19 protein-coding genes and 2 pseudogenes are annotated in these 24,124 nt (G+C 62.0%); 12 read left to right on the top strand and 9 right to left on the bottom strand.

Translation table 11 applies throughout. From position 1 onward, the window contains the following. Positions 1-55 precede the first annotated feature (55 nt). Positions 56-799, top strand: a complete 744-nt coding sequence (locus ACUN0E_RS12250) for a FadR/GntR family transcriptional regulator (RefSeq protein ID WP_445566735.1) — start codon at positions 56-58, stop codon at positions 797-799. A gap of 178 nt (positions 800-977) precedes the next feature. On the opposite strand, the gene ACUN0E_RS12245 is transcribed toward ACUN0E_RS12250, so the two are convergent. Then, positions 978-2,561 carry an aldehyde dehydrogenase (NADP(+)) gene (locus tag ACUN0E_RS12245; RefSeq protein WP_445566734.1) on the bottom strand — a complete coding sequence of 528 codons (1,584 nt, stop codon included), beginning with the start codon at positions 2,559-2,561 and terminating at the stop codon, positions 978-980. A gap of 222 nt (positions 2,562-2,783) precedes the next feature. Here ACUN0E_RS12245 and garL point away from each other — a divergent pair, with 222 nt between their 5' ends. After that, positions 2,784-3,569, top strand: a complete 786-nt coding sequence (garL, locus tag ACUN0E_RS12240; RefSeq protein ID WP_408230102.1) for a 2-dehydro-3-deoxyglucarate aldolase — start codon at positions 2,784-2,786, stop codon at positions 3,567-3,569. Positions 3,570-3,595: 26 nt separating this feature from the next. Continuing rightward, the gene (locus tag ACUN0E_RS12235) at positions 3,596-4,510 is read left to right on the top strand and encodes a 2-hydroxy-3-oxopropionate reductase (RefSeq protein ID WP_445566733.1); all 915 of its coding nucleotides are present in this window, start codon (positions 3,596-3,598) and stop codon (positions 4,508-4,510) included. Between the two features lie 274 nt (positions 4,511-4,784). On the opposite strand, the pseudogene ACUN0E_RS12230 reads toward ACUN0E_RS12235, so the two are convergent. After that, a pseudogene (locus tag ACUN0E_RS12230) lies at positions 4,785-5,162 on the bottom strand (MFS transporter); the annotation flags it as partial. A gap of 29 nt (positions 5,163-5,191) precedes the next feature. Beyond that, a pseudogene (locus ACUN0E_RS12225) lies at positions 5,192-5,563 on the bottom strand (NAD-dependent epimerase/dehydratase family protein); the annotation flags it as partial. Positions 5,564-5,695: 132 nt separating this feature from the next. Between ACUN0E_RS12225 and ACUN0E_RS12220 the strand changes: the two are divergent. Beyond that, positions 5,696-6,235, top strand: coding sequence for a DUF2867 domain-containing protein (locus ACUN0E_RS12220; RefSeq protein WP_445566732.1), 540 nt, complete (start codon positions 5,696-5,698; stop codon positions 6,233-6,235). Positions 6,236-6,316: 81 nt separating this feature from the next. Here ACUN0E_RS12220 and ACUN0E_RS12215 read toward each other — a convergent pair whose 3' ends face one another. Beyond that, positions 6,317-7,138 carry an alpha/beta fold hydrolase gene (locus tag ACUN0E_RS12215; protein ID WP_445566731.1) on the bottom strand — a complete coding sequence of 274 codons (822 nt, stop codon included), beginning with the start codon at positions 7,136-7,138 and terminating at the stop codon, positions 6,317-6,319. A 707-nt stretch (positions 7,139-7,845) separates the two neighbouring features. Here ACUN0E_RS12215 and ACUN0E_RS12210 point away from each other — a divergent pair. Both ACUN0E_RS12210 and ACUN0E_RS12205 read left to right on the top strand, forming a co-directional pair. Beyond that, positions 7,846-8,178, top strand: coding sequence for a type II toxin-antitoxin system RelE/ParE family toxin (locus ACUN0E_RS12210; RefSeq protein ID WP_408230090.1), 333 nt, complete (start codon positions 7,846-7,848; stop codon positions 8,176-8,178). Continuing rightward, positions 8,165-8,452, top strand: a complete 288-nt coding sequence (locus ACUN0E_RS12205) for a helix-turn-helix domain-containing protein (RefSeq protein ID WP_063498788.1) — start codon at positions 8,165-8,167, stop codon at positions 8,450-8,452. Before ACUN0E_RS12210 ends, ACUN0E_RS12205 begins: the two co-directional genes overlap by 14 nt. A 127-nt stretch (positions 8,453-8,579) precedes the next feature. Here ACUN0E_RS12205 and ACUN0E_RS12200 read toward each other — a convergent pair whose 3' ends face one another. From ACUN0E_RS12200 to ACUN0E_RS12185, 4 genes are all read right to left on the bottom strand, one after another. Further along, positions 8,580-9,332, bottom strand: a complete 753-nt coding sequence (locus ACUN0E_RS12200; RefSeq protein ID WP_445566730.1) for an IclR family transcriptional regulator — start codon at positions 9,330-9,332, stop codon at positions 8,580-8,582. A gap of 18 nt (positions 9,333-9,350) precedes the next feature. Further along, positions 9,351-10,517 (bottom strand): acyl-CoA dehydrogenase family protein, encoded by a 1,167-nt coding sequence (locus ACUN0E_RS12195; protein ID WP_408339671.1) that lies wholly within the window; start codon positions 10,515-10,517, stop codon positions 9,351-9,353. A 62-nt stretch (positions 10,518-10,579) separates the two neighbouring features. Then, entirely contained in the window at positions 10,580-11,881 is a 1,302-nt protein-coding gene (locus ACUN0E_RS12190) for a CitMHS family transporter (RefSeq protein WP_445566729.1), read from the bottom strand. Positions 11,882-12,049: 168 nt separating this feature from the next. Next, the gene (locus ACUN0E_RS12185; protein WP_445566728.1) at positions 12,050-13,195 is read right to left on the bottom strand and encodes a CaiB/BaiF CoA transferase family protein; all 1,146 of its coding nucleotides are present in this window, start codon (positions 13,193-13,195) and stop codon (positions 12,050-12,052) included. A 419-nt stretch (positions 13,196-13,614) separates the two neighbouring features. On the opposite strand from ACUN0E_RS12185, the gene ACUN0E_RS12180 reads away from it, so the two are divergent. From ACUN0E_RS12180 to ACUN0E_RS12165, 4 genes are all read left to right on the top strand, one after another. Then, positions 13,615-15,027 (top strand): cytochrome ubiquinol oxidase subunit I, encoded by a 1,413-nt coding sequence (locus ACUN0E_RS12180; RefSeq protein ID WP_445566727.1) that lies wholly within the window; start codon positions 13,615-13,617, stop codon positions 15,025-15,027. A gap of 36 nt (positions 15,028-15,063) precedes the next feature. Next, positions 15,064-16,068, top strand: coding sequence for a cytochrome d ubiquinol oxidase subunit II (gene cydB, locus ACUN0E_RS12175; RefSeq protein ID WP_445566726.1), 1,005 nt, complete (start codon positions 15,064-15,066; stop codon positions 16,066-16,068). Next, a complete protein-coding gene (locus tag ACUN0E_RS12170; protein ID WP_408510670.1) occupies positions 16,043-16,234 on the top strand; it encodes a hypothetical protein in 192 nt (63 codons plus the stop codon). Before cydB ends, ACUN0E_RS12170 begins: the two co-directional genes overlap by 26 nt. Before the next feature lie 354 nt (positions 16,235-16,588). Beyond that, positions 16,589-17,347: a response regulator gene (locus tag ACUN0E_RS12165; RefSeq protein WP_445566725.1), complete on the top strand. Its 759-nt coding sequence runs from the start codon at positions 16,589-16,591 to the stop codon at positions 17,345-17,347. A gap of 65 nt (positions 17,348-17,412) precedes the next feature. Here the strand turns inward: ACUN0E_RS12165 and ACUN0E_RS12160 are convergent, their stop codons facing one another. Beyond that, complete coding sequence (locus ACUN0E_RS12160) at positions 17,413-19,302, bottom strand: ATP-binding response regulator (protein ID WP_445570425.1); 1,890 nt, start codon at positions 19,300-19,302, stop codon at positions 17,413-17,415. A gap of 246 nt (positions 19,303-19,548) precedes the next feature. Here ACUN0E_RS12160 and ACUN0E_RS12155 point away from each other — a divergent pair, with 246 nt between their 5' ends. After that, positions 19,549-20,340, top strand: a complete 792-nt coding sequence (locus ACUN0E_RS12155; protein ID WP_408230062.1) for a hypothetical protein — start codon at positions 19,549-19,551, stop codon at positions 20,338-20,340. Between the two features lie 211 nt (positions 20,341-20,551). Then, positions 20,552-23,959: an alpha/beta fold hydrolase gene (locus ACUN0E_RS12150; protein WP_445566724.1), complete on the top strand. Its 3,408-nt coding sequence runs from the start codon at positions 20,552-20,554 to the stop codon at positions 23,957-23,959. Positions 23,960-24,124: the final 165 nt, after the last annotated feature.

The following is a 24,124-nucleotide window of genomic DNA, read 5'->3' as shown; positions in this document are numbered from 1 at the left end:
GGTATAATGGATCGCAGGAAGTATCTGCAACTATCTGATTCAAGGGGCGTTTTCGATGGCTACACCACTGGCATCCGCGGTACCGCCACGACGCGCGCGCAATCTTGCCGAGTTTGTCGTCGGCTACGTCACCGAGCAAATTTCGTCTAACGCGTTGAAGCCCGGCGACAAACTGCCAACTGAATCGCAATTGATGGTCACGCTGAGCGTGAGCCGCACCGTTATCCGCGAAGCGATTTCACGCTTGCAGGCGGGTAAGATCATCGAGACGCGCCACGGCATCGGCAGCTTCGTGCTGGAACCGCAGCGCGAAAAGCTGGGCATCGACATGGTGCCCGCCACGACCTTGCGCGACGTGCTGTCGATCCTGGAACTGCGCATCAGCCTCGAAACGGAGTGCGCGGGTCTCGCGGCTCAACGAGCCAAGCCGGACGATCTCGCGCGCATGCGCACCGCGCTCGATGCGATCGAAGCCACCCGCCACAACGGGCGGGATAGCGTCGACGCCGACCTGCAGTTCCATATCTCCGTGGCGCGCGCCACCGGCAACCGGTATTTCGTCGACATCCTCACGCAGATGGGCAGCGCACTGATTCCGCGCAACCGGCTCGATTCAGCGGGGATCGCGCGTGCCGAGCCTGACGCGTATCTGTCGCTCGTCAATCTGGAGCACGAAAGCATTCTCGAGGCGATCACGCGGCACGATGCCGAAGGCGCGCGCGCGGCAATGCGCATGCACCTGTCCAATAGCCGCGAGCGGCTGCGGCGCGCCAACGAAGCCGCGGAAGCAAACAGCTGACTCTTCACGCTGGACAACAACTGATTTGTCACGCTGGACAACCACTGATTCGTCGCGCTGGGCAACCACTGATTCGTCGCGCTGGGCGCAAAAAATGGCCGGGATATCCCGGCCATTTTTCTATCTCACGCGGCGCCCGCTTGCGCGCTGCTCACGCACCGCTTAGCTGCGACACCGCTTAGCTACGCGTGATCTCGCCGTCACGACGACGCCACAAGTCCAGCGGATTGCCGTCGGCCAGCGACTCGGGCAGCAGATCGGCCGGGAAATCCTGATAGCACACCGGACGCAGGAAGCGCTCGATCGACGTCGTCCCCACTGACGTCGCCCGGCTATCAGAGGTCGCCGGGAACGGGCCGCCGTGCACCATCGCATGTGAAACCTCGACGCCCGTCGGGAAACCGTTGATCAGAATCCGGCCGGCTTTGCGCTCGAGAATCGGCACCAGTTTCTTCGCCGCCGGCAGATCGGCGCTGTCCATCTGCACCGTGGCCGTCAGTTGACCGGCAAAGTGCTCGGCTACCGCGAGCATTTCCTGCTCATCCTTGCAACGCACGATTGTCGACGCGGGCCCGAAAACCTCGTCTTCCAGCGCCGGCGTAGACAGGAAGGTCAGCGCATCGGTCACGAACAAAGCCGCGCGAGCCTGCGTCGGGCCCGTTGCGTCAACGCCTTGCGCAATCGTTTCGACGCCCCTCGTTGCGGCCAGTTTGCCTTCGCCATCTTCATAGGCCGCGTGGATGCCGGCTGTCAGCATGGTCTGGGCCGGCTTGCCGCTCAATGCTTCGGATGCCGTTGCAACGAAGCCTTTGAGTGCGGCGCTGTCGACGGCGATGGCGAGCCCCGGATTGGTACAGAACTGCCCCGCGCCGAGCACCAGCGAATCCACGAAGCCGCGCGCGATAGTCTCACCGCGTTGCGACAGCGCATTCGACAGGAGGAACACCGGGTTGATGCTGCTCATTTCCGCGTAGACCGGAATCGGCTCGGCCCGCGCGGCCGCGACGCGCATCAGCGACGTGCCGCCTGCGCGCGAACCCGTGAAACCCACCGCCTTGATTGCCGGATGCGCGACCAGCGCTTCACCGACGGAATTGCCGGCGCCGACGATCAGCGAGAACACGCCTTCAGGCAAGTCCATGTCCTGCGCGACCTGCTGAATCACGCGGCCGACCATCTCCGAGGTGCCCAGGTGAGCGCGATGCGCCTTCACCACCACCGGGCAGCCCGCCGCGAGCGCCGCGGCGGTATCGCCACCCGCCACCGAAAACGCGAGCGGGAAGTTGCTGGCGCCGAACACGGCGACCGGTCCCAACGGAATCTTTTGCATGCGCAGGTCGGAGCGCGGCAAAGGCTTGCGCTCTGGCAACGGCGAATCGAGCGTCGCTGCGAGCCACTGGCCGGCGCGTACGACCTGGGCGAACAGTTTGAGCTGGCCCGACGTACGGCCGCGCTCGCCTTCGAGACGCGCCTTCGGCAGGCCAGACTCTTCGTGCGCGCGCTGGATCAGCGCGTCACCGAGCGCTGTGATGCCGTCTGCGATACGCTCGAGAAACTCGGCGCGCACCGTAAGCGGCAGATGCCGGTACGGGTCGAACGCTTTCTGCGCGAGTTCGCAGGCAAGCTCGACATTCGCCACCGAGCCGCTGCCGAACACCGGCTCGGCGATGTCGGCGCCCGTGGCGGGATTAAACGCTCGCAAAGGTTTTTCCTCGCCGCGCACTGCTTTGCGACCAATCAGCATTTCGCCGGTAATAGACATTTCACTTTCCTTGGATGGACATCTTAGATATAGGTCATCCTACAACATAGATGAGCCTGCGCGCAACCTGAAACCCCTACCCCGTGAGGAATTCGGGTTTACGTGACCGTTACAGGCGGGCGACCTAATGCTAATCTGCACCAAGACATACGACGACCTATAACATAGGATCCAGCAGACGTCGGAGCTTACCCGGTAAATTGCCGTTCGAGGAGACATCCCATGACAGCCGTCACGCCTTACCAGCCCTTGCCTAATAGCTTTCGCCGCGCCGTGTGCGGCGGCGAAACCCTGATCGGCTGCTGGGCTTCGCTCGCCAGCCCGATTGTTACCGAACTGCTCGGCATCGTCGGCTTCGACTGGATGCTGCTGGATGCCGAACACGCACCGAACGACGTTCTGACGCTAATCCCCCAGTTGATGGCGCTCAAGGACAGCCCGAGCGCGCCTGTGGTGCGCCCGCCGGCCAACGACAGCGTATTCATCAAACGGCTCCTCGATAGCGGCTTCTCGAATTTTCTCGTGCCGTTCGTCGAGAGCGCCGAAGACGCGGCCCACGCCGTCGCCGCGACGCGTTACCCGCCGCAGGGCATCCGTGGCGTGTCGGTGAGCCACCGGGGCAATCGCTATGCAACTGTCGCCGACTACTTCGACATCGCCAACGACAACGTCTGCGTCATCGTTCAGATCGAAAGCCGCAAGGCCGTCGACAATATTGACGAGATTCTTGCTGTGGACGGTGTCGACGCCGTGTTCGTCGGACCGTCCGATCTCGCGGCCGCCTACGGCCATATCGGCAACCCGAACCATCCCGACGTGCAACAGGCAATTGCGCGCGTTTTCGAGCGCGCACAGGCCGCCGGCAAGCCGAGCGGCATTCTCGCCCCCGTGCAGGCCGACGCAGAGCGCTATATTTCGATGGGCTGTCGCGTCGTCGCGGTCTGTGCTGATATGGGGCTGCTGAAAGCCGCTGCACAGACGGTTCAAAAACACTTCATGCAGAAATAAGCGGACTCGAAGTAGAGACGGCCGCCATGACATCTCCGGAGAATTCCATGCAAAAAGCTGGCTTTATTGGACTCGGCATCATGGGCAAGCCCATGGCCACCAACCTCCTTAAGAATGGTGTAGCCCTTGCCGCGTTTACGCGCAGCGGCGTGCCCGACGATCTCACCCAGGCCGGCGCCGTCGCGTGTGACAGCCCGGCCGCCGTGGCCGCGCATGCCGACGTGATCTTCGTCATGGTGCCGGATACGCCGGACGTCGAACGCGTGCTGTTTGGCGAACGAGGTCTCGCCGAGGCCTTGCGTCCGGGACAAACCGTGGTCGACATGAGTTCGATTTCGCCGATGGCCACGCGCGAGTTCGCGGCCCGCGTGCGTGAACGCGGCGCGGACTATCTCGATGCGCCGGTTTCTGGCGGCGAGGTCGGCGCCAAGGCCGGTTCGCTGACCATCATGGTGGGCGGCGAAACGGCAACCTTCGAAAGCGTCAAGCCGCTGTTCGACATGATGGGCAAGAACGTCACGCTGATCGGCGCGGTCGGCGCGGGTCAGGTGTGCAAGGTTGCCAATCAGGTGATCGTGGCCGCGACGATCGAGGCCGTCGGCGAAGCGTTGCTGCTCGCCTCCAAGGCAGGCGTCGATCCGGCGCGCGTGCGCGAAGCATTGATGGGCGGCTTTGCGTCCTCGCGCATTCTCGAAGTGCACGGTGAACGGATGACGAAGCGCACCTTCGATCCGGGCTTTCGCATCGAGCTTCACCAGAAGGATCTGAATCTCGCGCTCTCGACAGCCCAGGCACTTGGCGTGTCCTTGCCCAATACGGCCACCTGCCAGCAACTCTTCAACGCCTGCGTGGCACATGGCGGCAAGGCATGGGATCACTCCGCCATGGTGCGTGCGCTCGAAATACTCGCCAATCACGAAATCGGCCAGCCGGCCAGCTAAACCCACAGACCCTACCTCAGACGCCGTTCCACCTGCTCTATTACAGATAGAGAAGCTGGCGCGGCGCATTTGCACGTTCGCGGCCCGAGCGAGCCAGTCTCAACGACAACGGTTTTGTGCTCATCCCTGGTACTTTGCTGCAAATATTATGGATGACTTATGATCTGGCGACGATCAACAATGTCAACGTCACAAACGTGAACGCAACCAACACGTCGGGCGCGGTGAGCTACGCGCTGACTTCGGGTTTTACCGCGACGTCGGGCTCGTGCTTCCAGGCGATCGTCGCGCAGGGTCCGGTGGCCGGGATGCCCGCCGCTTCGGCGATACCGAGCACGCCGCGAAAGAACGCCAGACTGCGCCAACCTGTCGACCATGCGGCCGCGGCGCAGGCCAGAGACCAGGCAAGCGCGAACACTGCAAAGCCAATCTTGGTGCCGACGGTATCGAGCACGTAGCCCGCGACCGGTTGCATGAACGCATAGCAAAGTTGCCACGCCACCACGATATGCGAATACTGCTCGGTCGTGATATTGAGGTCCTTCATCAACGTCGGCGCCGCCACCGACAACGTATTGCACGCGAGGTAATTGACGATGAGTCCGGCCGCGACCAGACTGACCATCCACCAGCGGATGCCCTTGATTTTCATGACTACGTCTCCTCGTATTCTTTAAGCAGTCAGAGCGGCCGGCTCGCGGTGTCGTCGCGCGAGTAGTCGATGCCGACAAAGCTGCCACCCTGGTAGCGCTGGCCCAATGCATCGAGCGGATTCGGCTGCGCCAGCACTTCCGTGGCGTAAGCCTCGGCGTCCTGGGTCGGCCGGTAACCGAGGCCTTCGGCGCCGCTGTTGTCCCACCAGCTACGTTTATTGGCCGACATACCCCACACGGTGATGAACCCTACGTCCTCCGCGTCGATACAGCGGTCGAGGAAATGCAGCAGGTCGCGATGACCGAACCAGGTGCTCAAGTGCCTGGGCTCGGTTGGCCGTTCGAGGCAACTGCCGATGCGCACACAAATACTCTCGATGCCGTGCTTGTCCCAATACATAACGGACCGAGAGCGATCCCGCCTCACTCAAGCACGCGTAGACTTGATGCACGTGCGCGATTGGAACTGCGACGCGACCGCAGCGAAGTCACCCCTTCCCTGCCCGATCCATTTTTAACGCAGCACCTCCTCATGCCAAACGCCCACCTTTCCGTGCTTTCCGTCGCTTTGCCGCCCGAGTCAGGCGTGGCCCGCCTGTACGATGCCCCGGACCTCGCGGACGCATACGCGGTCCGTTTGCCGGACAATGCAATCGACGACCCGGAACTGCTCGCGCGTTTTGTGTTCGCACACCAGGCGGAATGGGTCGCGAAACTGATGGGATTGCGCGACGCGCTGGTCGCCCGCTTCGGCATCAAGACGTCAAAGCAGTTGCGCGCGGCAGGCTCCCACGACGCCAGGGAGCGGGTCGACGTCTTCAGAATCTACACGCGCAGCGCGCGCGAGATCATCCTCGGCGAGAACGACAGCCATCTCGACTTCAGGGTTTCGGTGTTACAGCAAACGCGCGATACGCGTGAAGGCAGCGCACGCTATTTGATCCTCTCGACCGTCGTGCACTGCCACAATGGACTCGGGCGGTTCTATATCCTCGTCATCGCGCCATTCCATCGGTTGGTCGCTCGCTCGGCGTTGCGTCGCGCGGCACGTATCGGCTGGCCAACTGCCTGAGCAGCGCAGCCATACGCAGTTACAAGGTGCGGCGGGCGCAGAGCAATCGCCGCGCGCCGCCGCACTCGCTACGTCAGCGCACTATGAGCTGATAAATTCCAGCAGATCGGCGTTCACCTTGTCTGCCTCGACGGTGCACATACCGTGCTGGCCGCCCGGGTAGACCTTGAGCGTGGCGTTCTTCACAATCTTCGCTGTCTTGCGCCCTGCCGCGTCGATCGGCACGATCTGGTCGTCGTCGCCATGCAGCACCAGAGTGGGCACGTCGATCTTCTTCAGATCTTCCGTGTAGTCGACTTCGGAGAACTGCTTGATGCAGTCGTACAGCCCCTTGATCGAGCCGACCATGCCTTGTGCCCAGAATGAATCGATCACGCCTTGCGACACTTTCGCGTTCGGACGGTTGTAGCCGTAGAACGGCAGCGCCAGATCCTTGAAAAACTGCGAACGATCGTCGACCACGCCCTTGCGGATGCCGTCGAACACACCGATCGGCGTGCCTTCCGGGTTGCCTTCAGTCTTGAGCATCAGCGGCGGCACCGCACCGATCAGCACTGCCTTCGCCACGCGCTTCGTCCCGTGACGGCCGATGTAGTGCGCGACTTCGCCGCCGCCGGTCGAATGGCCGACCAGTGTGGCGTCCTGCAGGTCGAGGTGCTCGATCAGCGTGGCGAGATCGTCGGCATAGGTATCCATGTCGTTGCCATCCCAGGTCTGCGCCGAACGGCCATGGCTGCGCCGGTCGTGCGCGATCACGCGAAAGCCTTTACTGCCGAGGAACAGCATCTGCGCGTCCCAGGCGTCCGCGGACAACGGCCAGCCATGCGAGAAGACCACCGGGCGGCCTTTGCCCCAGTCCTTGTAGAAGATTTCCGTACCGTCTTTCGTGGTGATCGTGCTCATCTGCTGACTCCTTGGATGAAGTCTGTCGTCGCCGACAGGTGGATGAAGCGTGCTCTCTCAAACCATGGGAGCGGCACACGCCGCGCCGCCCGACGAAACCCGCTAACAGCGAATTCAAAGCATAGGCAATTGCAACAGGGGAAGAAAAACGACCGGCCGATGCACGGCACGGCGCTTGTTCAAAGCATGACACGGCCTGCAACACGCTTTTGTGACGGACTCACGGAGAACCGCAATGGTTCACGCGGTATTCGAAATGACTATCCTGAATGAAGCAGCAAATGGCGACGCGACGCTCATCCGCTTCGGGCATGCGGCCACGCCGGTTGAGTCTCCGGTTAGCTGCTTGCATGGTAGAAGCAAACCAGCCCATTGACTAGCCGACCGGCTAATAGAAAGTCGGCGCGAACGGAGTTATTGTCGGTTGATGACGAATGGACCTTGGTTCGTTACTCCCATTCAACCAGCCAATGTCAAAGGAGACAGCCACCGCGCCGCGCCCCATATCGCGTCCCGCACGACTCAACCCAGCCGAACAGCTCGTTGCGCCAACGCCGTCGTAACCACTCATCGCGGTCCTGCCTTCGCCCTCTTCCGATCGTTCGATTCCCTGCCGGGCAACGCCGCCGGTTTTTGCTGATTTACAGCAACAACTGGCAAGGTCGTTTGCTTGCGCGTTAATAACATATTTGTTACCATGAATTCCAATGGCATTTACGATCGGTTTCTACAACGAAAAGGTCAAAGTGAACGTTGCCTCCTTGCCGAAAACGCTGCTCGCGCGCTTCATCGCGCTGGCCGATCGCATGGAGGAATACGGCCCGAATCTCGGCGAGCCCCACACTGCCTCAATGGGTGGCGGCTTGTTCGAGATGCGCCTGAAAGGCGCCGAGGGTATCGCCAGAGTGTTCTACTGCGCGATCGTGGAACAGAAAATCGTCATGCTTCACTGCTTCGTGAAGAAGTCGCAACAAACGCCGCGTAACGAATTGGACGTGGCGCGCAAAAGATTGCTGGAGATCAGAAATGGCAACTTATAAGGCAATGCGCGAACGGGCGCTCGCCGACCCGGAAGTACGTGCCGAATACGAGCGGTTGAATCGCGAAGAATTCGCGCTGCTCGATCAGATGCTCGCCGCGCGCCGCGAAGCCGGTTTGACTCAGGCGCAAGTCGCCGAGCGCATGGGCACGAAAGCGCCGGCCATCACCCGGCTTGAACGGGCGCTTGCTTCAGGGCAGCACTCGCCTTCTATCGACACGTTGCGTCGATACGCGGCCGCGTGCGGCAAGCAACTGTTTATTTCGATCGCGTAGCCAGCATGCCGCTCGCGTTGGGCCTTCGCGAAGCGGCCGCTCACGGGGCCGCTTCGTTGCGGAATTAAGTCTTCGCGAGTGTGTCTTCACGGAGTTGCCAATCGAGAGTTAACGCCCCACGCGTCGCTTATTCCTGCGGCTCCTGCTGCTCCTGCGCTTCGATCGCCTGCTTCACGCGCATCAATTCGACCGCATGGGTTTTCTGATCTTTCTGTATGCGCTCGGTCGGTCCTACTACCGAAAGACCGTACAGGTCCCCGCCAATCGACACAGCCACCGCGACCGCCGACAACTCCGGCGCGCTCTCGCCAAGATTGGCACACCAGCCCTTGGCCTTCGCAGCCGCCGCTTGCACGACGAGCGCTGGCAGGTCGGCAACGGTCGCAGCCGTAAAGTGTTCGAACGAGAGTTGCACGCCGAGTGATTGCTGCGCGGCGGCATCGAGTTCACCAAAAATCGCCTTGCCGATCGAATTGGCATGCAAGGGCCGCAACTCGCCGGGCGCTCGCGTGTAGCGAATCGCCTTGGTCGATTCAACCACATCGAGATACACCACGGCCGTGCCGTGAATCTTGCCGAGCACCGCCGTCTCACCACTTGCGTCGCGCAGTTCGACGAGCCGCGGATGCACCATCTCCACAATCGGGTCGACCGCGTTGATGGCGCTGGCGAGCATCTGCAAGCGACGTGTCGGATAGTAGCCGCCGCGTTTTCTGACCTCGTACAGATAGCCGCGGCTCACCAGCGTGCGGGCAAGCGCGAGGCAGCTCGACACAGGTACGTTCAGCAAACGCGCGAGTTCAGTGAGCGGCAGCGGCCGTTGCTCGGCAGCGAACAATTCGAACAGGTCTAACGTGCGGGCAACGAGTTTGACATCCATGGCGGTGGGGTAAAACGCTCAGTACGACTTCGGCAGGCCCAGCACTTTCTCCGCGATGAAACACATGATCATCTGCGGGCTCACGGGCGCGAGCCTCGGAATCATACACTCCCGCAGATAACGTTCGACGTGATATTCCTTCGCATAGCCCATTCCGCCGAGCGTGGCGATCGCTGTCTGGCACGACTGGAACGCAGCTTCCGCGGCGAGGTACTTGGCCGCGTTGGCTTCCGCGCCGCAGGGCTGGCCCGCATCGTAGAGCGCGGCGGCTTTGAACACCATCAGGTTGGCCGCTTCGAGCTGCATCCAGGCCTGGGCGAGCGGATGCTGAATCGCCTGGTTCTGGCCGATCGGGCGGCCGAACACCACGCGCTCCTTCGCGTACTGCGTTGCGCGCTTCAAGGCTACCTGGCCGAGACCGATGGCTTCGGCGGCAATCAGGATCCGCTCGGGGTTCAGGCCATGCAGCAGATAGCGAAAACCCGCGCCTTCGTCGCCGATGCGGTCCCCGACCGGCACACGCAGATTGTCGATGAACAGCATGTTCGAATCGACCGCCTTGCGGCCCATCTTCTCGATCTCGCGTACTTCCACGTGCTCACGGTCGAGGTCGGTATAGAACAGTGTGAGACCGTCGGTCGGCTTGGCGGCCTGCTCAAGTGGTGTGGTACGCGCGATGATCAGCATCTTGCTCGCGACCTGGGCCGTGGAGATCCAGATCTTGCGGCCGGTCAGCACGTAGTGGTCGCCGTCGCGCACGGCCTGGGTTTTCAGATGCGTGGTATCGAGGCCGGCGTCCGGCTCGGTTACCGCGAAGCAGGCTTTGTCGCGGCCCTCGATCAAGGGCGGCAAAAAGCGGCGCTTCTGCTCCTCGCTACCGAACACTTGCACCGGGTTCAGCCCGAAGATATTCATATGCACGGCCGAGGCCCCCGACAGGCCGGCGCCCGAGCCGCTAATCGTGCGCATCATGAGCGCAGCTTCGGTCATGCCGAGACCCGAGCCGCCGTATTCCGGCGACATCGCGATACCAAGCCAGCCGGCATCGGCCAGCGTGCGATGGAAGTCGTGCGGAAAACCGCCGTCACGGTCGCGTGCAAGCCAGTACTCGTCGTCGTACTTTTCGCAGAGCTTTTCGATCGCGGCCTGGATCGATTGCTGGTCTTCGGTGAGATCGAAATTCATGTCAACGTCCTGGGTTGTTACTGTTTAGTACGTGCGCATCGTCAAACACTCCCGGAACGCACTCAAAGCGGAAACACGCCGACCAGCACCGCGGTCAACACCATGATGATGGTGGCGGCGAACAGAAAGGGAATCGTGAATTTCTGGTGCTCGGCAAGTTCGACGCCGGTCAGGCCGACGATCAGAAACGTCGCGGGCGTCAACGGACTGACTGGAAAACCGGTCGTCATCTGACCGAGCAAGGCGGCCTGCGCCATCTGCACTGGCGGCACACCGAGAATCTTCCCGCTCTCGGCCAGAACCGGCAGGATGCCAAAGTAAAACGAATCGGGATCGAACAGCAGACTCAAAGGCATCGAGACGAGCCCGAGCACGAACGGCATATGGCGTGCATGGTCGACCGGCACGTGCTGCACCACCACTTGCGCCATTGCCGTGAGCATGCCGGTGCCGGACATGATGCCGGTGAACGCGCCCGCTGCGAGCAGGACGCTCGCCATCATCAGCGCGGCTTTGGCGTGCGCGTCGATGCGCTCGCGCTGCTGCTTGACGTCGGGATAATTGATGATCAACGCGGCAACCGTGCCGAGCATAAACATCACCATCGGATCGACGATGCCCGACACCAACGTGACCAGCACGATCAGCGTCAACGCGAGGTTGATCCAGAAGCGGCCGGGGCGGCGCAGCGCCTGCTCTTCGGGTGTAAGTTCACGCGTCGCCGCCGCAACCGTTGCTGCATTCGCGCGGTCGAGGCCGAGGCGCTTTTCTTCACGTTTGCCGAGCATATACGCGGTGCCGAACACGAAAATCAGACCGACGATCTGCACCGGAATCATCGGATAGAAAATCACTGTGCCCGGAATATGCAAGGCCGCCGAGGCCCGCAGCATCGGCCCCACCCAGGGCAGAAAATTGACACCCGCCGCCATCGACGCCACGCACGCGAGAATCCGCTTGTCGATACCGAGTCGCGTATAGAGCGGCAGCATCGCTGGCAAGGTAACAAGGAACGTCACCGCGCCGGAGCCATCCAGGTGAATCAATAATGCGAGCAAAGCCGAACCCATCACAATGCGCGTCGGATGGCAGCCGACCACACGCAAGACGCCGTTGATGATCGGATCGAGCATGCCCGCATCCGTCAGGATGCCGAAGAACAGAATGGCGAACACGAACATGCCGGCTACCGGCCCGATGTTCTGCACGCCGTGCACGATGTACTTGCCCGTCGAAAGCCCAAAACCGGCGATGAGCGCCGCCACGATCGGCACGATGATCAGCGCGACCAGCGGCGAAAGGCGCTTCGTGATGATCAGCCCGAACAGCGCGACGATGGCGACCGTGCCGATCAGCGCGAGCATGGTGTGGCTCCTTGCATGCTGGACGGCCATTCAACGATCGATATGAAACGGGACGTGAAACCCGACGGCGAGCGTCGTCCTGCGCGGCTAATGCACATGCTGTCTCCTTGGCGGCACGCGGCCGCTCGTTGTTGTATCGACGGGGTTTATCGAGGCGAAGCGAAAACTTCAGCTGTCCGCCGGCGGCTTGCCGAAGACCTGCTCCGCATGCTCATTGAGCGCCGGGGGCGTGCTACGGTAACTGGCCGGCGTGCGGCTCAGCTTGATCGGCGACGCAATGCCCTTGTACGTGCCCATCTCCACCCGCATGCCACGATGCGCCGTATGCGGATGCTCCAACGCCGCTCCCAGCCCAAGCACCGGCGCGCATGGCACGCCGCGCCGGATCAGCGTATCGGCAAGCAGTTCACCTTCCCATGACGCAAAGCGCTTCTCGAGTTCAGCGCGCAATTCGCGGCGATGCGCGCTGCGCTCCTTGTTGCTGGCAAAGCGCGGATCGTCGACGAGCGGCTGTGCATCAATCACGGCACACAGTCCCGCGAATTGCGAGTTGTTGCCCACCGCCAGAAAAATGTCGACGCTGCCCGTATGGAACATGTCGTACGGCGTGATGTTCGGATGCGCGTTGCCGCTGCGTTGCGGCTCCTTGCCCGAGTAGAACCAGTTCGGCGTATGCGGATGCAGGATCGATAACGCGCTGTCGAACAATGTCGATTCGACGAACTGACCACGCCCGCTCGTCTCGCGTTCGCGCAGCGCCATCAGAATGCCGAGCGCCGCATTCAGCCCGGTGACCAGATCGACGATCGGCACGCCGATGCGCAACGGCGCGCCGCCCGCCTCGCCGTTCACACTCATCAAGCCGGTCAGCGCCTGCACCGCCGCGTCGTAGCCGGGCAAAGCGCCGAGTGGACCATCCGCGCCGAAGCCGGAGACGCGGCAGTGCACGAGGCGAGGAAAACGCGCCTGCAACGCGTCATAGCCGAGTCCCCAGCGCTCCAGTGTGCCGATCTTGAAGTTTTCGACCAGCACGTCGGCTGTCTCAAGCAGTTGCAGCAGCTTGTCCCGCTCGCTTTCCTGCGCCAGATCGAGCGCGATGCCGAGCTTGTTGCGATTCACGCCGACGAAATACGACGCCGTGTCGCCGTCGAACGGCGGCCCCCAGGTACGGGTTTCGTCGCCGTCAGGCGGCTCGACCTTGACGACTTCCGCACCGTGGTCGGCGAGGATTTGCGTGCAATACGGACCACCCAGCACGCGTGACAGATCGATGATGCGAAGTCCCGCGAGCGAACCGGGCGTGAGATTGAGCAAGGCTTGTCTCCTGATTGGCCGACGGTGCGCCGCGGCCGTTAATTCCTGCACATGAATAAAACTTTATGCTCAGGAAATATCTAAGTCAAGCAGATTGCGGGGAAACACCAGGCCGACGCATCGGCCGCCGGGGTGCCGAGCACCGTTGCTGCAGCGCGGTCTATTGCCGCAGTTCCACGGTGATCACGAGAAACACACGCAGACACGTAGTAAGCAAAACTTGATACCTATCAAGGCTTTGTCATCTCAAAAGCGAAAAACCGCGCAAAACAACGTGGTTTTTTGACGCACGTCGCATCGCAGCAAAAAAATCACTCATCCCCTACTCTTGCGCCATCTGCCCAGCGCAGTGCGCGCCGACACCGGTCGACGCGCGTAGTCCGCCTCCGGGCATGACGCACCTACAGCACTTCACGCTCATGAACTCCGCAATTTCGGCATTCGATCTCGCCCGCATTCAATTTGCGTTCACCGTCTCGTTTCACATTGTTTTTCCGGCGCTCAGCATCGGCCTCGCCAGCTTCATCGCCGTACTCGAATGGCGCTGGCTGAAAACCGGCAAGGCGTACTACAAAGATCTTTGCCTGTTCTGGTCGAAGATCTTCGCAGTCGCCTTCGGTATGGGCGTCGTTTCCGGCGTCGTGATGAGCTATCAGTTCGGCACCAACTGGTCGGGCTTCTCCAGTTTCGCCGGTCCGATTACCGGTCCGTTGCTGATGTACGAGGTCATGACCGCGTTCTTTCTCGAAGCGGGCTTCCTCGGCATTATGCTGTTCGGCTGGCAGCGCGTGAGCCCGCGCGCCCACTTCGGCGCGACGCTGATGGTGGCGATCGGCACGCTGATCTCGACCTTCTGGATTCTCGCGTCCAATAGCTGGATGCAAACGCCGCAAGGCTTTGAAGTCGTCGACGGCCATGTCGTGCCGCTCGACTGGTTCAAGATCATTTTCAATCCCTCATTCCCGTACCGGCTCGCGCATATGGCGCTGGCGGCATTCATCGTCGCGGGGCTGGTGGTGTCGGCGGTGGGCGCATGGCATCTGCTGCGCGGCCGGCGCGATCCAGCCGTCAGGAAGATGTTCTCGATGGCGCTCTGGCTGCTGCTGATCCTCACGCCAATCCAGGCATTCGTCGGCGATCAGCATGGGCTGAATACGCGCAAGTATCAGCCGGCCAAGATCGCTGCGATCGAAGGTCTGTGGGAAACCGAGAAAGGCGGCACGCCACTGAATCTGTTCGGCATTCCCGATATGCAAGCGGAGACCACGCGTTATGCCGTGTCGATTCCGCACCTCGGCAGCCTGATCCTCACGCATAGCTGGGACGGCGAAATTCGCGGCCTGAAGGAATTCCCGCCGCAAGACCGGCCGAACTCGACGGTGGTGTTCTGGAGCTTCCGCATCATGGCCGGGCTCGGCGTGCTGATGATCCTGATGTCTCTGGCCGCATGGGTGCTCCGCCGCCGCGATCGACTGTTCGAATCGAAGTGGTTCCAGCGCGTCGCCGTGGCAATGGGTCCGACCGGCTTCATCACACTGCTGGCGGGTTGGGTTACCACTGAAGCAGGCCGTCAGCCGTGGGTGGTGTATGGCGTGATGCGCACCTCGCAGGCGGTATCGCCGCTGACCACGCAACAGGTCGGCATCTCGCTGATGGCCTTCGTGGTTGTCTACTTCCTCGTGTTCGGCACCGGCATCTACTACATGCTCAAGCTGATGCGCGCGGGTCCGGCGCTACCGGGACAAACGCCGCACGGGGTGCCTGAATACACGCCAAATCAGACCGCGCGCCGCCCACTGTCCGCCGCCGATCAGATGATCGACGCCGCCTGAACTCACCTGCTTCACTCCCTGCTTGCGAGAAATAAAATGGACGTAACCGTAGCGTGGGCCGCGATCATTGCGCTGGGCCTATTCATGTACGTAGTGCTGGACGGCTTCGATCTGGGCATCGGCATCGTCTTCCCGTTCTTCCCCGATGAGAAAGAACGCGATCTGATGATGAACACCGTCGCGCCCGTGTGGGACGGCAACGAAACCTGGCTGGTGCTCGGCGGCGCCGCGCTGTTCGCGGTGTTTCCGGTGGTCTACTCGACCGTGCTTTCCGCACTGTATCTGCCGCTGATCTTCATGCTCGTGTGCCTGATTTTCCGCGGCGTGTCGTTCGAGATTCGCGCCAAGGCGAAACGCACGAAACATCTGTGGGATCTGGCATTCATCGGCGGCTCGGCGGGCGCGACGTTCTTTCAGGGCATCGTGCTGGGCGCGTTCCTGCAAGGCATTCCGGTAATCGACGGCGGCTATGCCGGCGACGCCTTCAGTTGGCTCACACCGTTCAGTCTGCTGACGGGCCTCGGTCTGATTATCACTTACGCGCTGCTCGGCTGCTGCTGGCTGGTCGCGAAGACCGAAGGCGATCTGCAACGCCGCCTGCATCGCGTGGTGTGGCCGCTGACGCTCGTGCTGCTCGGGTTCATCGCAATGGTCAGCCTGTGGACGCCGTTGCAAGATCCGAATATCGCGCAACGCTGGTTCCACGACAACCTGTTCTACCGTCTGCTGCCGGTGCCGTTCCTCGTGGCGACCTGTGCGTTCTTCATGCATCGCGCGGTGCGGGCGCGGCATCACAACACCCCGTTCGTGCTGGCGCTCCTGCTGGTGCTGCTCGGTTATGCCGGGCTGCTGGTGAGCCTGTGGCCATATGCGATTCCGTCGAGCATGACGCTCTGGGAAGCCGCTGCGCCGCGCTCGAGCCAGATGTTCACGCTGGTCGGCGCAGCGGTGATTCTGCCGGTCATCATCGCGTATACGACGATGGGTTATTGGGTATTTCGTGGCAAGGTGCGTCATGGCGACCAACATCACTATCACTAAGGACGCGGACGCCAAGGCCGACCGCAGCGCGTCTCAAACTGCGGCGCGCAAACTGCCAGGCTGGTTGTGGTTCGTCGCGCTCTGGTGTTTCGGCGTAGGCTCGGCGGTGTCGCTCGGTTTCGCGTTCAAGCTCCTGATGAATGCGACGTTGTTTGCAGTCAGATGAATGCTGCTTCTGGGTGATTTCAGCGTGATTTCACTCGACGGGCATAACCTTCGGCTTCCTGGGTGAGCGGCTTCAAAATTGGGGCGTGCGGTTCGTCTACGTAGCAAGCCGGAACCTATGCGCGGGAGACCTGCCTTACACATCATGCTGGTGCGGCGAACCAGCCGGCGATCATACAAATAGACAGTCACTTATGCGGCGCGGCAAACCAGAAGGCGCGCCGCGCCACCGATCAGCATATGATCGCGGGGAGCCGGCAATGACGCGATTCGAGAAAAGACGTAAAACGGGAAGTAACGCCAGAAGCGCAGCGGCGGTAGTCCACTACGCGCAGGCCCGACTCGCGGAGACATCATGAAGTTTCTTGTGGCCGACGATCATGAACTGATCCGGCAAGGCGTCAAAGGGATGTTACGGGGCCTCGACCCCGACGCCCAATTCGACGAAGCCGACACCTGGGAAACGCTTGCCGCCGCCGCGCGGCCCGATGCCGACCACGACCTCGCCATCGTCGACCTGCATATGCCGGGCATGAGCGGCGCGTCGTCGCTTGAGGTGCTGTTGAAGGCGAACCCCGCGTTGCCGGTCGTCGTGCTCTCCGCCGAAGAATCGCCCGACGAAATGCGCGCGGTGCTGGCCGCCGGCGCGCTCGGCTTCGTGCCCAAGCGGCAACCCGCCAGCGTCATGCTCAAGGCGATCGAACTGGTCCTCTCAGGCGGCGCCTATGTGCCGATGGAAGCGCTCAGCCTGCTGGGTTCACGGGAGACCCAGGCCGCACCTGCGCGGACAGAAGCGGCCACCGAACTTGCCGCTCAGGGAGCCGCCCATGCATCGACTCAGGGCAGCGCCGCGCTCACCGAACCGATCACGCAAATCCAGGCACTGCAGCCGCATCAGCAACATTTGCTGGAGAACCTGTCGCCAAGACAGCAGGACATCATGCGGCTGGTACATCGCGGCTGGACCAACAAAATGATCGCGCGTGAGCTGGGCGTCGCGGAAGGTACGGTCAAGGTGCATTTGTCGGTGATCTTCCGGGCGCTCGGCGTGCATAACCGGTCCACGGCGATCGCCGTAATCAACGGCTGGCTGGAGGCGGGGAAAACCCTGTAGCCGGCAGTGGGAGTGGGCGGCTCGCGCCGCCTGTTGTGCGACTCGCTCCTTGACTGATTCTGCGACTAAATCCCCGCTTCACCCGGCGGCCGCATCGCTACGTCCCCCGCCACGCCCTTCGCCGCCCAGCCGCCTGGTTCACGTACGCTTTCGCTGGCGCGCAGTTCGGGCGCAGCCGCCTTCCGTACCTTGTCCAACTCCGCCTGCTGCCACAGCATTTCCAGCGTACGCCGCAAGCGCGCCGGCGTGACCGGCTTATGCAGCACCGGAATCCCCTGCAGGGCCAGCGCGGCCAGTTCCGCCGACGCCATGTCGCCCGTAATCAGCAACGTCACCACGCCCTCGTGCCCCGCCCTTGAGAGCACATTGCGCACGGCCGTCAGCGCCTGCGCGCCAGTTCGGTGGTTCGCCAACTGGTAGTCGCACAACACGGCGTCGGGCACGAAACCGTCTTCCAGCGCCACGAGCGCGTCGACCTCGTCGCGCGCGCCGCGCACGGTGCAACCCCAGCGGCCCAGCAGACTGGCGAGACCTTCGAGTATCGACGGGTCGTCGTCGATGCACAGCACGCGCCGCCCCTGCGCCGACGGACCGCCCACCACCGCCTCGTTCAGGCTCGCGACAATCCCGCCGGCGTCGCCCGCCTGCACGGGAAAGCGAAACACCGAGCCACGGCCCGGCGCCGAGCGCAACTGCAACTCGCCGCCGAGCATTTCGACGAGGCGCTTCACCGTGGGCAAGCCCAAACCGTGGCCCTGGCGCGCGTCGCGCTGCGGATTGGCAACCTGGTAGAACTCTTCGAAGATGCGTTCATGTTCTTCGGCTGGAATGCCGATACCGGAATCGCGCACCTCGATATAGCCGCCCGAAAGACGCCCGGCCCGGCGATAGCCGACCCAGATCGCGCCTTCCTCGGTATAGCGCACCGCGTTCGAGAGCAGATTGCTCAACACGCGTTCGAGCAGCACCGGATCGTCATGCACGACCACCGAGGCCGGCGCGATCCGCAATGCCAGCCCCTTGGCCGCGGCTTGCGGCCGGTACTGGCTGCCGACCCGCTCGAACAGTTCAGAAAGCCGGAAATGCAAACGGATCACCTGGGTCACGCCGCTTTCGAGTCTGGCGAGATCGAGCACCTGGTTGAACAGCTGGTTCAACGCCTCGACGTTATAAACAATGTGCTCGGCGGTCTTCGCATGCTGCGCGAGCGTCGCCGCCGTGTCGTTGAGCGAAGCAGCCAGCAGTCCGATCGCATGCAGCGGCTGGCGCAAATCGTGGCTCGCGGCCGCAAAAAAACGTGTTTTGGCGAGACTGGCCTCTTCGGCGACCCGCTTTTGCGCCGCCAGCGACTCCGCGAGGTATTGCTGATCGACACGCGCCTGCACGACCTGCTGGAACAGCTTGCGATAGCTCAGCGCATAGACATTGATCGCGCAGAAGAAAAACGCCAGGACGATCGCGAGAATCGTGCGGTCGAACGTATGCGAGCCGAAATGCAGCACGATGGACGGAAACAGCAGAAACGGAATTGCGGTCGAAAAATTCAGCAGATCGAAGCCGTTCGACATGAACACGCCCGCCGCCAGCGTAACGAGCATCACAGTGTGCAGCAGCGGCAAATCGGTTTGCGGGCTCTGGAACGCGAACCACACCGCGATACCCGGTGCACTGTAAAGCAGCACGCCCCGCACCGCGTGCAAGTTGATCCAGCCGCGCGGCGTCACGAGGTGCGGATAATGGCGATTGCAGATCCACAGCGCGAGGCTGCCGCAATTGGCCACCGCATAAAACCCGAAACACGCGATGAACAGCCGCGGCGAAGGGATGTTCGGCCAGTAGATCGCCACCAGCACCGCCATCGAAAACCAGTGCGAAAAGAAGGCGATCGGATCTTGCGCGTACAGCACGCGCACCAGGTCTTCGTCGATCGCACGCTGAATTGGGTCAGCCCGCATCATGCGGTCTCCTTGGTCGGCAGCTTTTTGGTGCAGCACACGGTTTTCAAACGGCAAACGGACGGACGCGCGGATGGTTTACCCGACAGTTTACCCATCAGCTACCACTTAATCCATATAGGCGAAGCCGCCGCCGGCAACCATACTGGCTTCACATTCCAGCGCGGCTTAAAAGCTCCACCCCCCCCTTCTTTGCCTGCAGTCGAGGCTCCCGCGCTCCTGGTCTTACCCCTTATGGAGGTTTTCATGGGCGCAGTTCCGAGCCACGCGTTCGTCCGCAATCTCGACGATGCGATCCTGCCCGACCTGTGGCGTCGGCGTACCCAGTTGTCCGCCGACGAAATGGTGTCGATGGTCGATCTGGTCAAACGGGCGCTGCGCACCTATCACCCACTTGAATTGCAGGCGCTCGGCGACGACAAGGAAGAACTGGTCGCGCAGTTCATCTACTCGAAAGTACTGCGCCTCGCGCCCGGCCACACGGAAACCAATGCCTGCGCCGACAGCGCGCCGTCCAACGGCTACGCACTGTGCGCGTATTTTCGCCGTTACCTGATCGACTGCCTGCGCAGCGCCTGCCATCAACGCAACGTGTCGATGGAAAACGAAGGCATGGCACAGGAAATCGATTTGCACGCGCAAGCGCTGGAAGACCCCGTCGAAAGCGTGTTGCTGCAGTACGGTCTCGACGAACAACGCGTGCGGCTCGCGGCGCGCGCCTTTATCGACAGCCTCGACGAGCCGGAGCGCATCGTGCTGGCCGGCAGCCTCGGCTGGTGCTCGGAAGGGAAAGGCGGCCTGTCGGCAGTCGCTGCTCAGCATCGTGTGCCCTCGTATCACTATCGCGCCGTCAAACTTGGCGTCACCATGAAAAAGACGGCCGGCGCCGACGAATTTTCCAATACCAAGATCGGCCGCTGGCTGACCGACGTGCTCGGCATCGAGATCGACATCGACAATCGCGCGGCGATTCTGCTTGCGTTGAACCTGCTCGCCGCCGAATCGAGCGACAGCGAAATGAATGAAGTAGCCGCGTAATAGCGCGTGCACACAGTGGCGTGGGCCGGCGGCGGCTCCTTTCCCTTCAGGAAGTCGGGCACCCTGCACGCATGCCCCGCGCGCCACGTACGATGCGCCTTTTTTTGTCATCGCGCACCGCCTACGATAAAAAAGCCTTAGCCGCACACCGTCTTCCTTCCGAAGTCCGGGTTCCCCCACCCGGCATCCCATTCCTGACGAGGTGGTCTTAATGAACCGCTTATCAAGCGCCCTGACGGCGATGCAATCGCATTACGAGGTGGTGGTCGTGGGTTCGGGTTACGGCGGTGCGATTGCCGCGAGCCGTATGGCGCGCGCCGGCCAAAGCGTGTGCGTGCTGGAACGTGGGCGCGAATTCATGGCCGGCGACTATCCACGCACGCCGCTCGAAGGCGCCGCGCAGATGCAATACAACACCGCCCTCGCGCAAATCGGCACGCCGCTCGCGCTGCTCGAAGTGCACGTGAATGAAGATGTGAATGCAGTGGTGGGGTGCGGGCTGGGCGGCACGTCGCTGATCAACGCGAACGTCGCGCTCGAAGCCGAACCGCGGTTATGGGAGGACGACCGTTGGCCCGCGGCGCTGCGCGCCGACAAGGCGGGACGCGACAAGGGTTATGAACTTGCCCGCGCCATGCTGCAACCGTCGCCGGTGTCGGGCGATTTCCTGCGGTTGCCGAAACTGCAGGCGCTCAAAAAATCCGCGCAGGCGCTCGGTATGGAAGATCGTTTTTACCCGCCGCCGGTCACCGTCACCTTCAAGGACTGCATCAACGCGGCAGGTGTCGAGCAGAAGGCCTGCGTCGGCTGCGGCGATTGCAACTCGGGTTGCAACTACGACGCGAAGAATTCGACGCACATGAACTATCTGCCCGATGCGGTCGCGCACGGCGCACATATTTTCACAGGCACAGCAGTGCATTCGGTGTTGCGCGACGCAGCCACGCAAAAATGGATCGTGCGCTTTCAGGAGGTCAAGCTCGGCCGCGAGAGTTATGACGCGCCTGATCTGTTCGTGAGCGCCGATATCGTCATCGTGTCGGCCGGCACGATCGGTTCGAGCGCTCTGCTGTTGCGCTCGCGTGAGGCGGGGCTGACCGTTTCGACCATGCTCGGCAAACACTTCACCGGGAACGGCGATGTCCTGGCCTTCGCGTACAACACCGAAGAGGTAATCAACGGCGTCGGCTGGGGTGCGCACCGGAAGGGCGACATTCCGCCGGTCGGGCCAACCATTACCGGCATCATCGACCACCGCAACACCCCGGACGTGAAAGACGGCTTCGTGATTGAAGAAGGTTCGCTCGCCGGGCCGATCGGCGCGGCGATGGTGGCCCTGCTCGGTGGCGCCGCGCCGCTCGAAGGCGTCGACATTCCCGCGCCGCACCCGGCCGGGGAGCCGCTCGGCTACGACGCGCGTGTGATCGAAAGCTTCCTGCGCGGCCCCTATCACGGCGCCCTCAACCACACGCAAGCCTATCTGGTCATGGCGCATGACGACGAAAGCGGCCAGATCAGCGTGAACGACAAAGGCAGAGCGCGCATCGACTGGCCGAACGCCGGCAAGCAGCCGATCTACAGCATCGTCGAACAAACGCTCGAGAAGTCGCAGGCACCGCTGGGCGGCAAATACGTGCGTAACCCGATTTCAACCAACTTGTTCAAGAACCGTACCGTCACCGTGCATCCGCTCGGCGGCTGCGGGATGGGCGAAGATGCGGAGCGCGGCGTCGTCGACCAGCAGGGACGCGTTTTCAGCGGCACGATGGGTAATGCGGTGCACGACGGCCTGTATGTGATGGATGGCGCGGTCATGCCGATGTCGCTCGGTGTCAATCCGTTGCTGACGATTTCAGCGCTTGCGGAACGCAATTGCGCGCTGCTCGCAAACGCGCGAGGCTGGAACATCGACTACTTATCCAAAGGCACGACTGCTACGCCCCCACAGCAAAAGATCGGCCTGCACTTCACCGAAACGATGATCGGCACCTATACACCGGCCGTCGTGGGCGACGCCACCAGTCCGATTGAATTCACGCTGACCGTCGAATCGGACGATCTGGCCGATATGCTCAGCAATCCGCAACATCTGGCGCATACCACCGGCACGCTGACTTGCCCCGCGCTCTCCGCGCAACCCATGACGATCACCAACGGCACCTTCAATCTGTTCGTGGTCAATGAATCGGACGTGGACGAGCGCAACATGAATTACCACATGACGCTCAATTCCACTGAAGGCAGAACGTATTATCTGAGCGGACAGAAGATCATCACGCGTACGTCGCCGATCAATCTGTGGGAGCAGACCAACACGCTCTACGCCGAAATCCGCGAGTCGGCGCAAGCGGATGCGTTGATAATCGGCAAAGCAACGCTGATCATCACGCCGGAGAATTTCCTCAAACAGCAACGCACGCTTGAAGTCACCAACACGCCCGATCTGACAACGCGCCTTGAATGGACCCTGAAGTTCGGCAAGTTTTTCGCGGGCGTGCTGTTCACCGAATATGGCGGCGTGGCCGCGCCTCTGCAGTTTTATGATCCGAAGGCGCCGCCGCGTCTGAAGCGTGCGCTGCGCGCGCCCGTGCCGCAAGTAGTCTTCTTCGACACGCCCGACGGGACCACACTCCGACTCACGCGCTACGCCGGTTCGCCCGACAAACCGCTGCACCCCGTGCTGCTGGTTCACGGCTCCGGCGTATCGAGCCGGATCTTTTCCACCGATCTGATCGCAACCAACCTGGTGGAATTTCTCTATGCGGCCGGCTACGACGTATGGCTTGTCGATCTGCGCGTCAGCATCGAAATGCCCAGCGTGCTGGTGCCGACCAATGTCGACAAGGTTGCTCGCGAGGACATTCCGGGCGCGGTCGCCAAAGTGCGGGAGTTGACCGGCGTACCGGATATTCAGGCGCTGGGGCATTGCATGGGTGGGATGGCGTTGACCATGTCGCTGCTATACGGCCTCAAGGGCGTGCGCTCGGCAGTCATCTCGCAGGTCTCGGCACACCCGGTGCCGGGCACGCTGGAAAAGATCAAGTGCGGGTTGCACGTGCCGGACATCATGGGGCATCTCGGCGTACTCGACCTGACCGCATTTACGGAGCACAGGTCGTGGCCCCAGAACCTGCTCGATGAAGCGCTGCGGCTCTACCCGCTCAATCACAAACAGGGTTGCGGCAGCCCAATCTGCCACCGGGCGACCTTCCTCTACGGCCTGCTCTACGAACATGGGCAATTGAACGAGACGCTTCATTCGAATCTGCAGGAATTGTTCGGCGTCCACGACATCGAGGTGTTCAAGCATCTGGCCGCCATGGTACGAGCGGGTAAGGTCGTCAATGCCCAGGGCGAGGATGTTTACCTGAGGGGCACGGATGGTATGAAAGGTCTGGAGGGCATGCGTCTGCCGATCGGCTTCATTCACGGCGAAAAAAACGAAACCTATCTGCCGAAGAGTACCCAGCTCACGTACGACATGCTGGTCGAGCACTTCCCCGAGCAGCCTTACGAGCGGCATCTGATTCCGGGCTACGGCCACGTTGACTGCATCTTCGGCAAAGACGCGGCGGTGGATGTCTATCCGGTGATTGCGCGGTATCTGAATGCGCATTGACATGGTTGAACGCGACGTCGCCATAGGATCGGAAAACCGGCAGGCGCGTGCACGGGTTGCGCGCCGCTGGCTGTTCCAGCGCCGGTCGAGGTATGGTATATAGGGGCGGGTTGCTGCGCTTACGGTCGACGCGCCCGGCCTCGTGAGCCCATCACGCCCTTATCC

The sequence above is a fragment of the Paraburkholderia sp. D1E genome, assembly GCF_052682275.1.
Note: the sequence above shows the minus strand (reverse complement) of the source record. Positions and strands in the feature narration are given on the sequence as shown.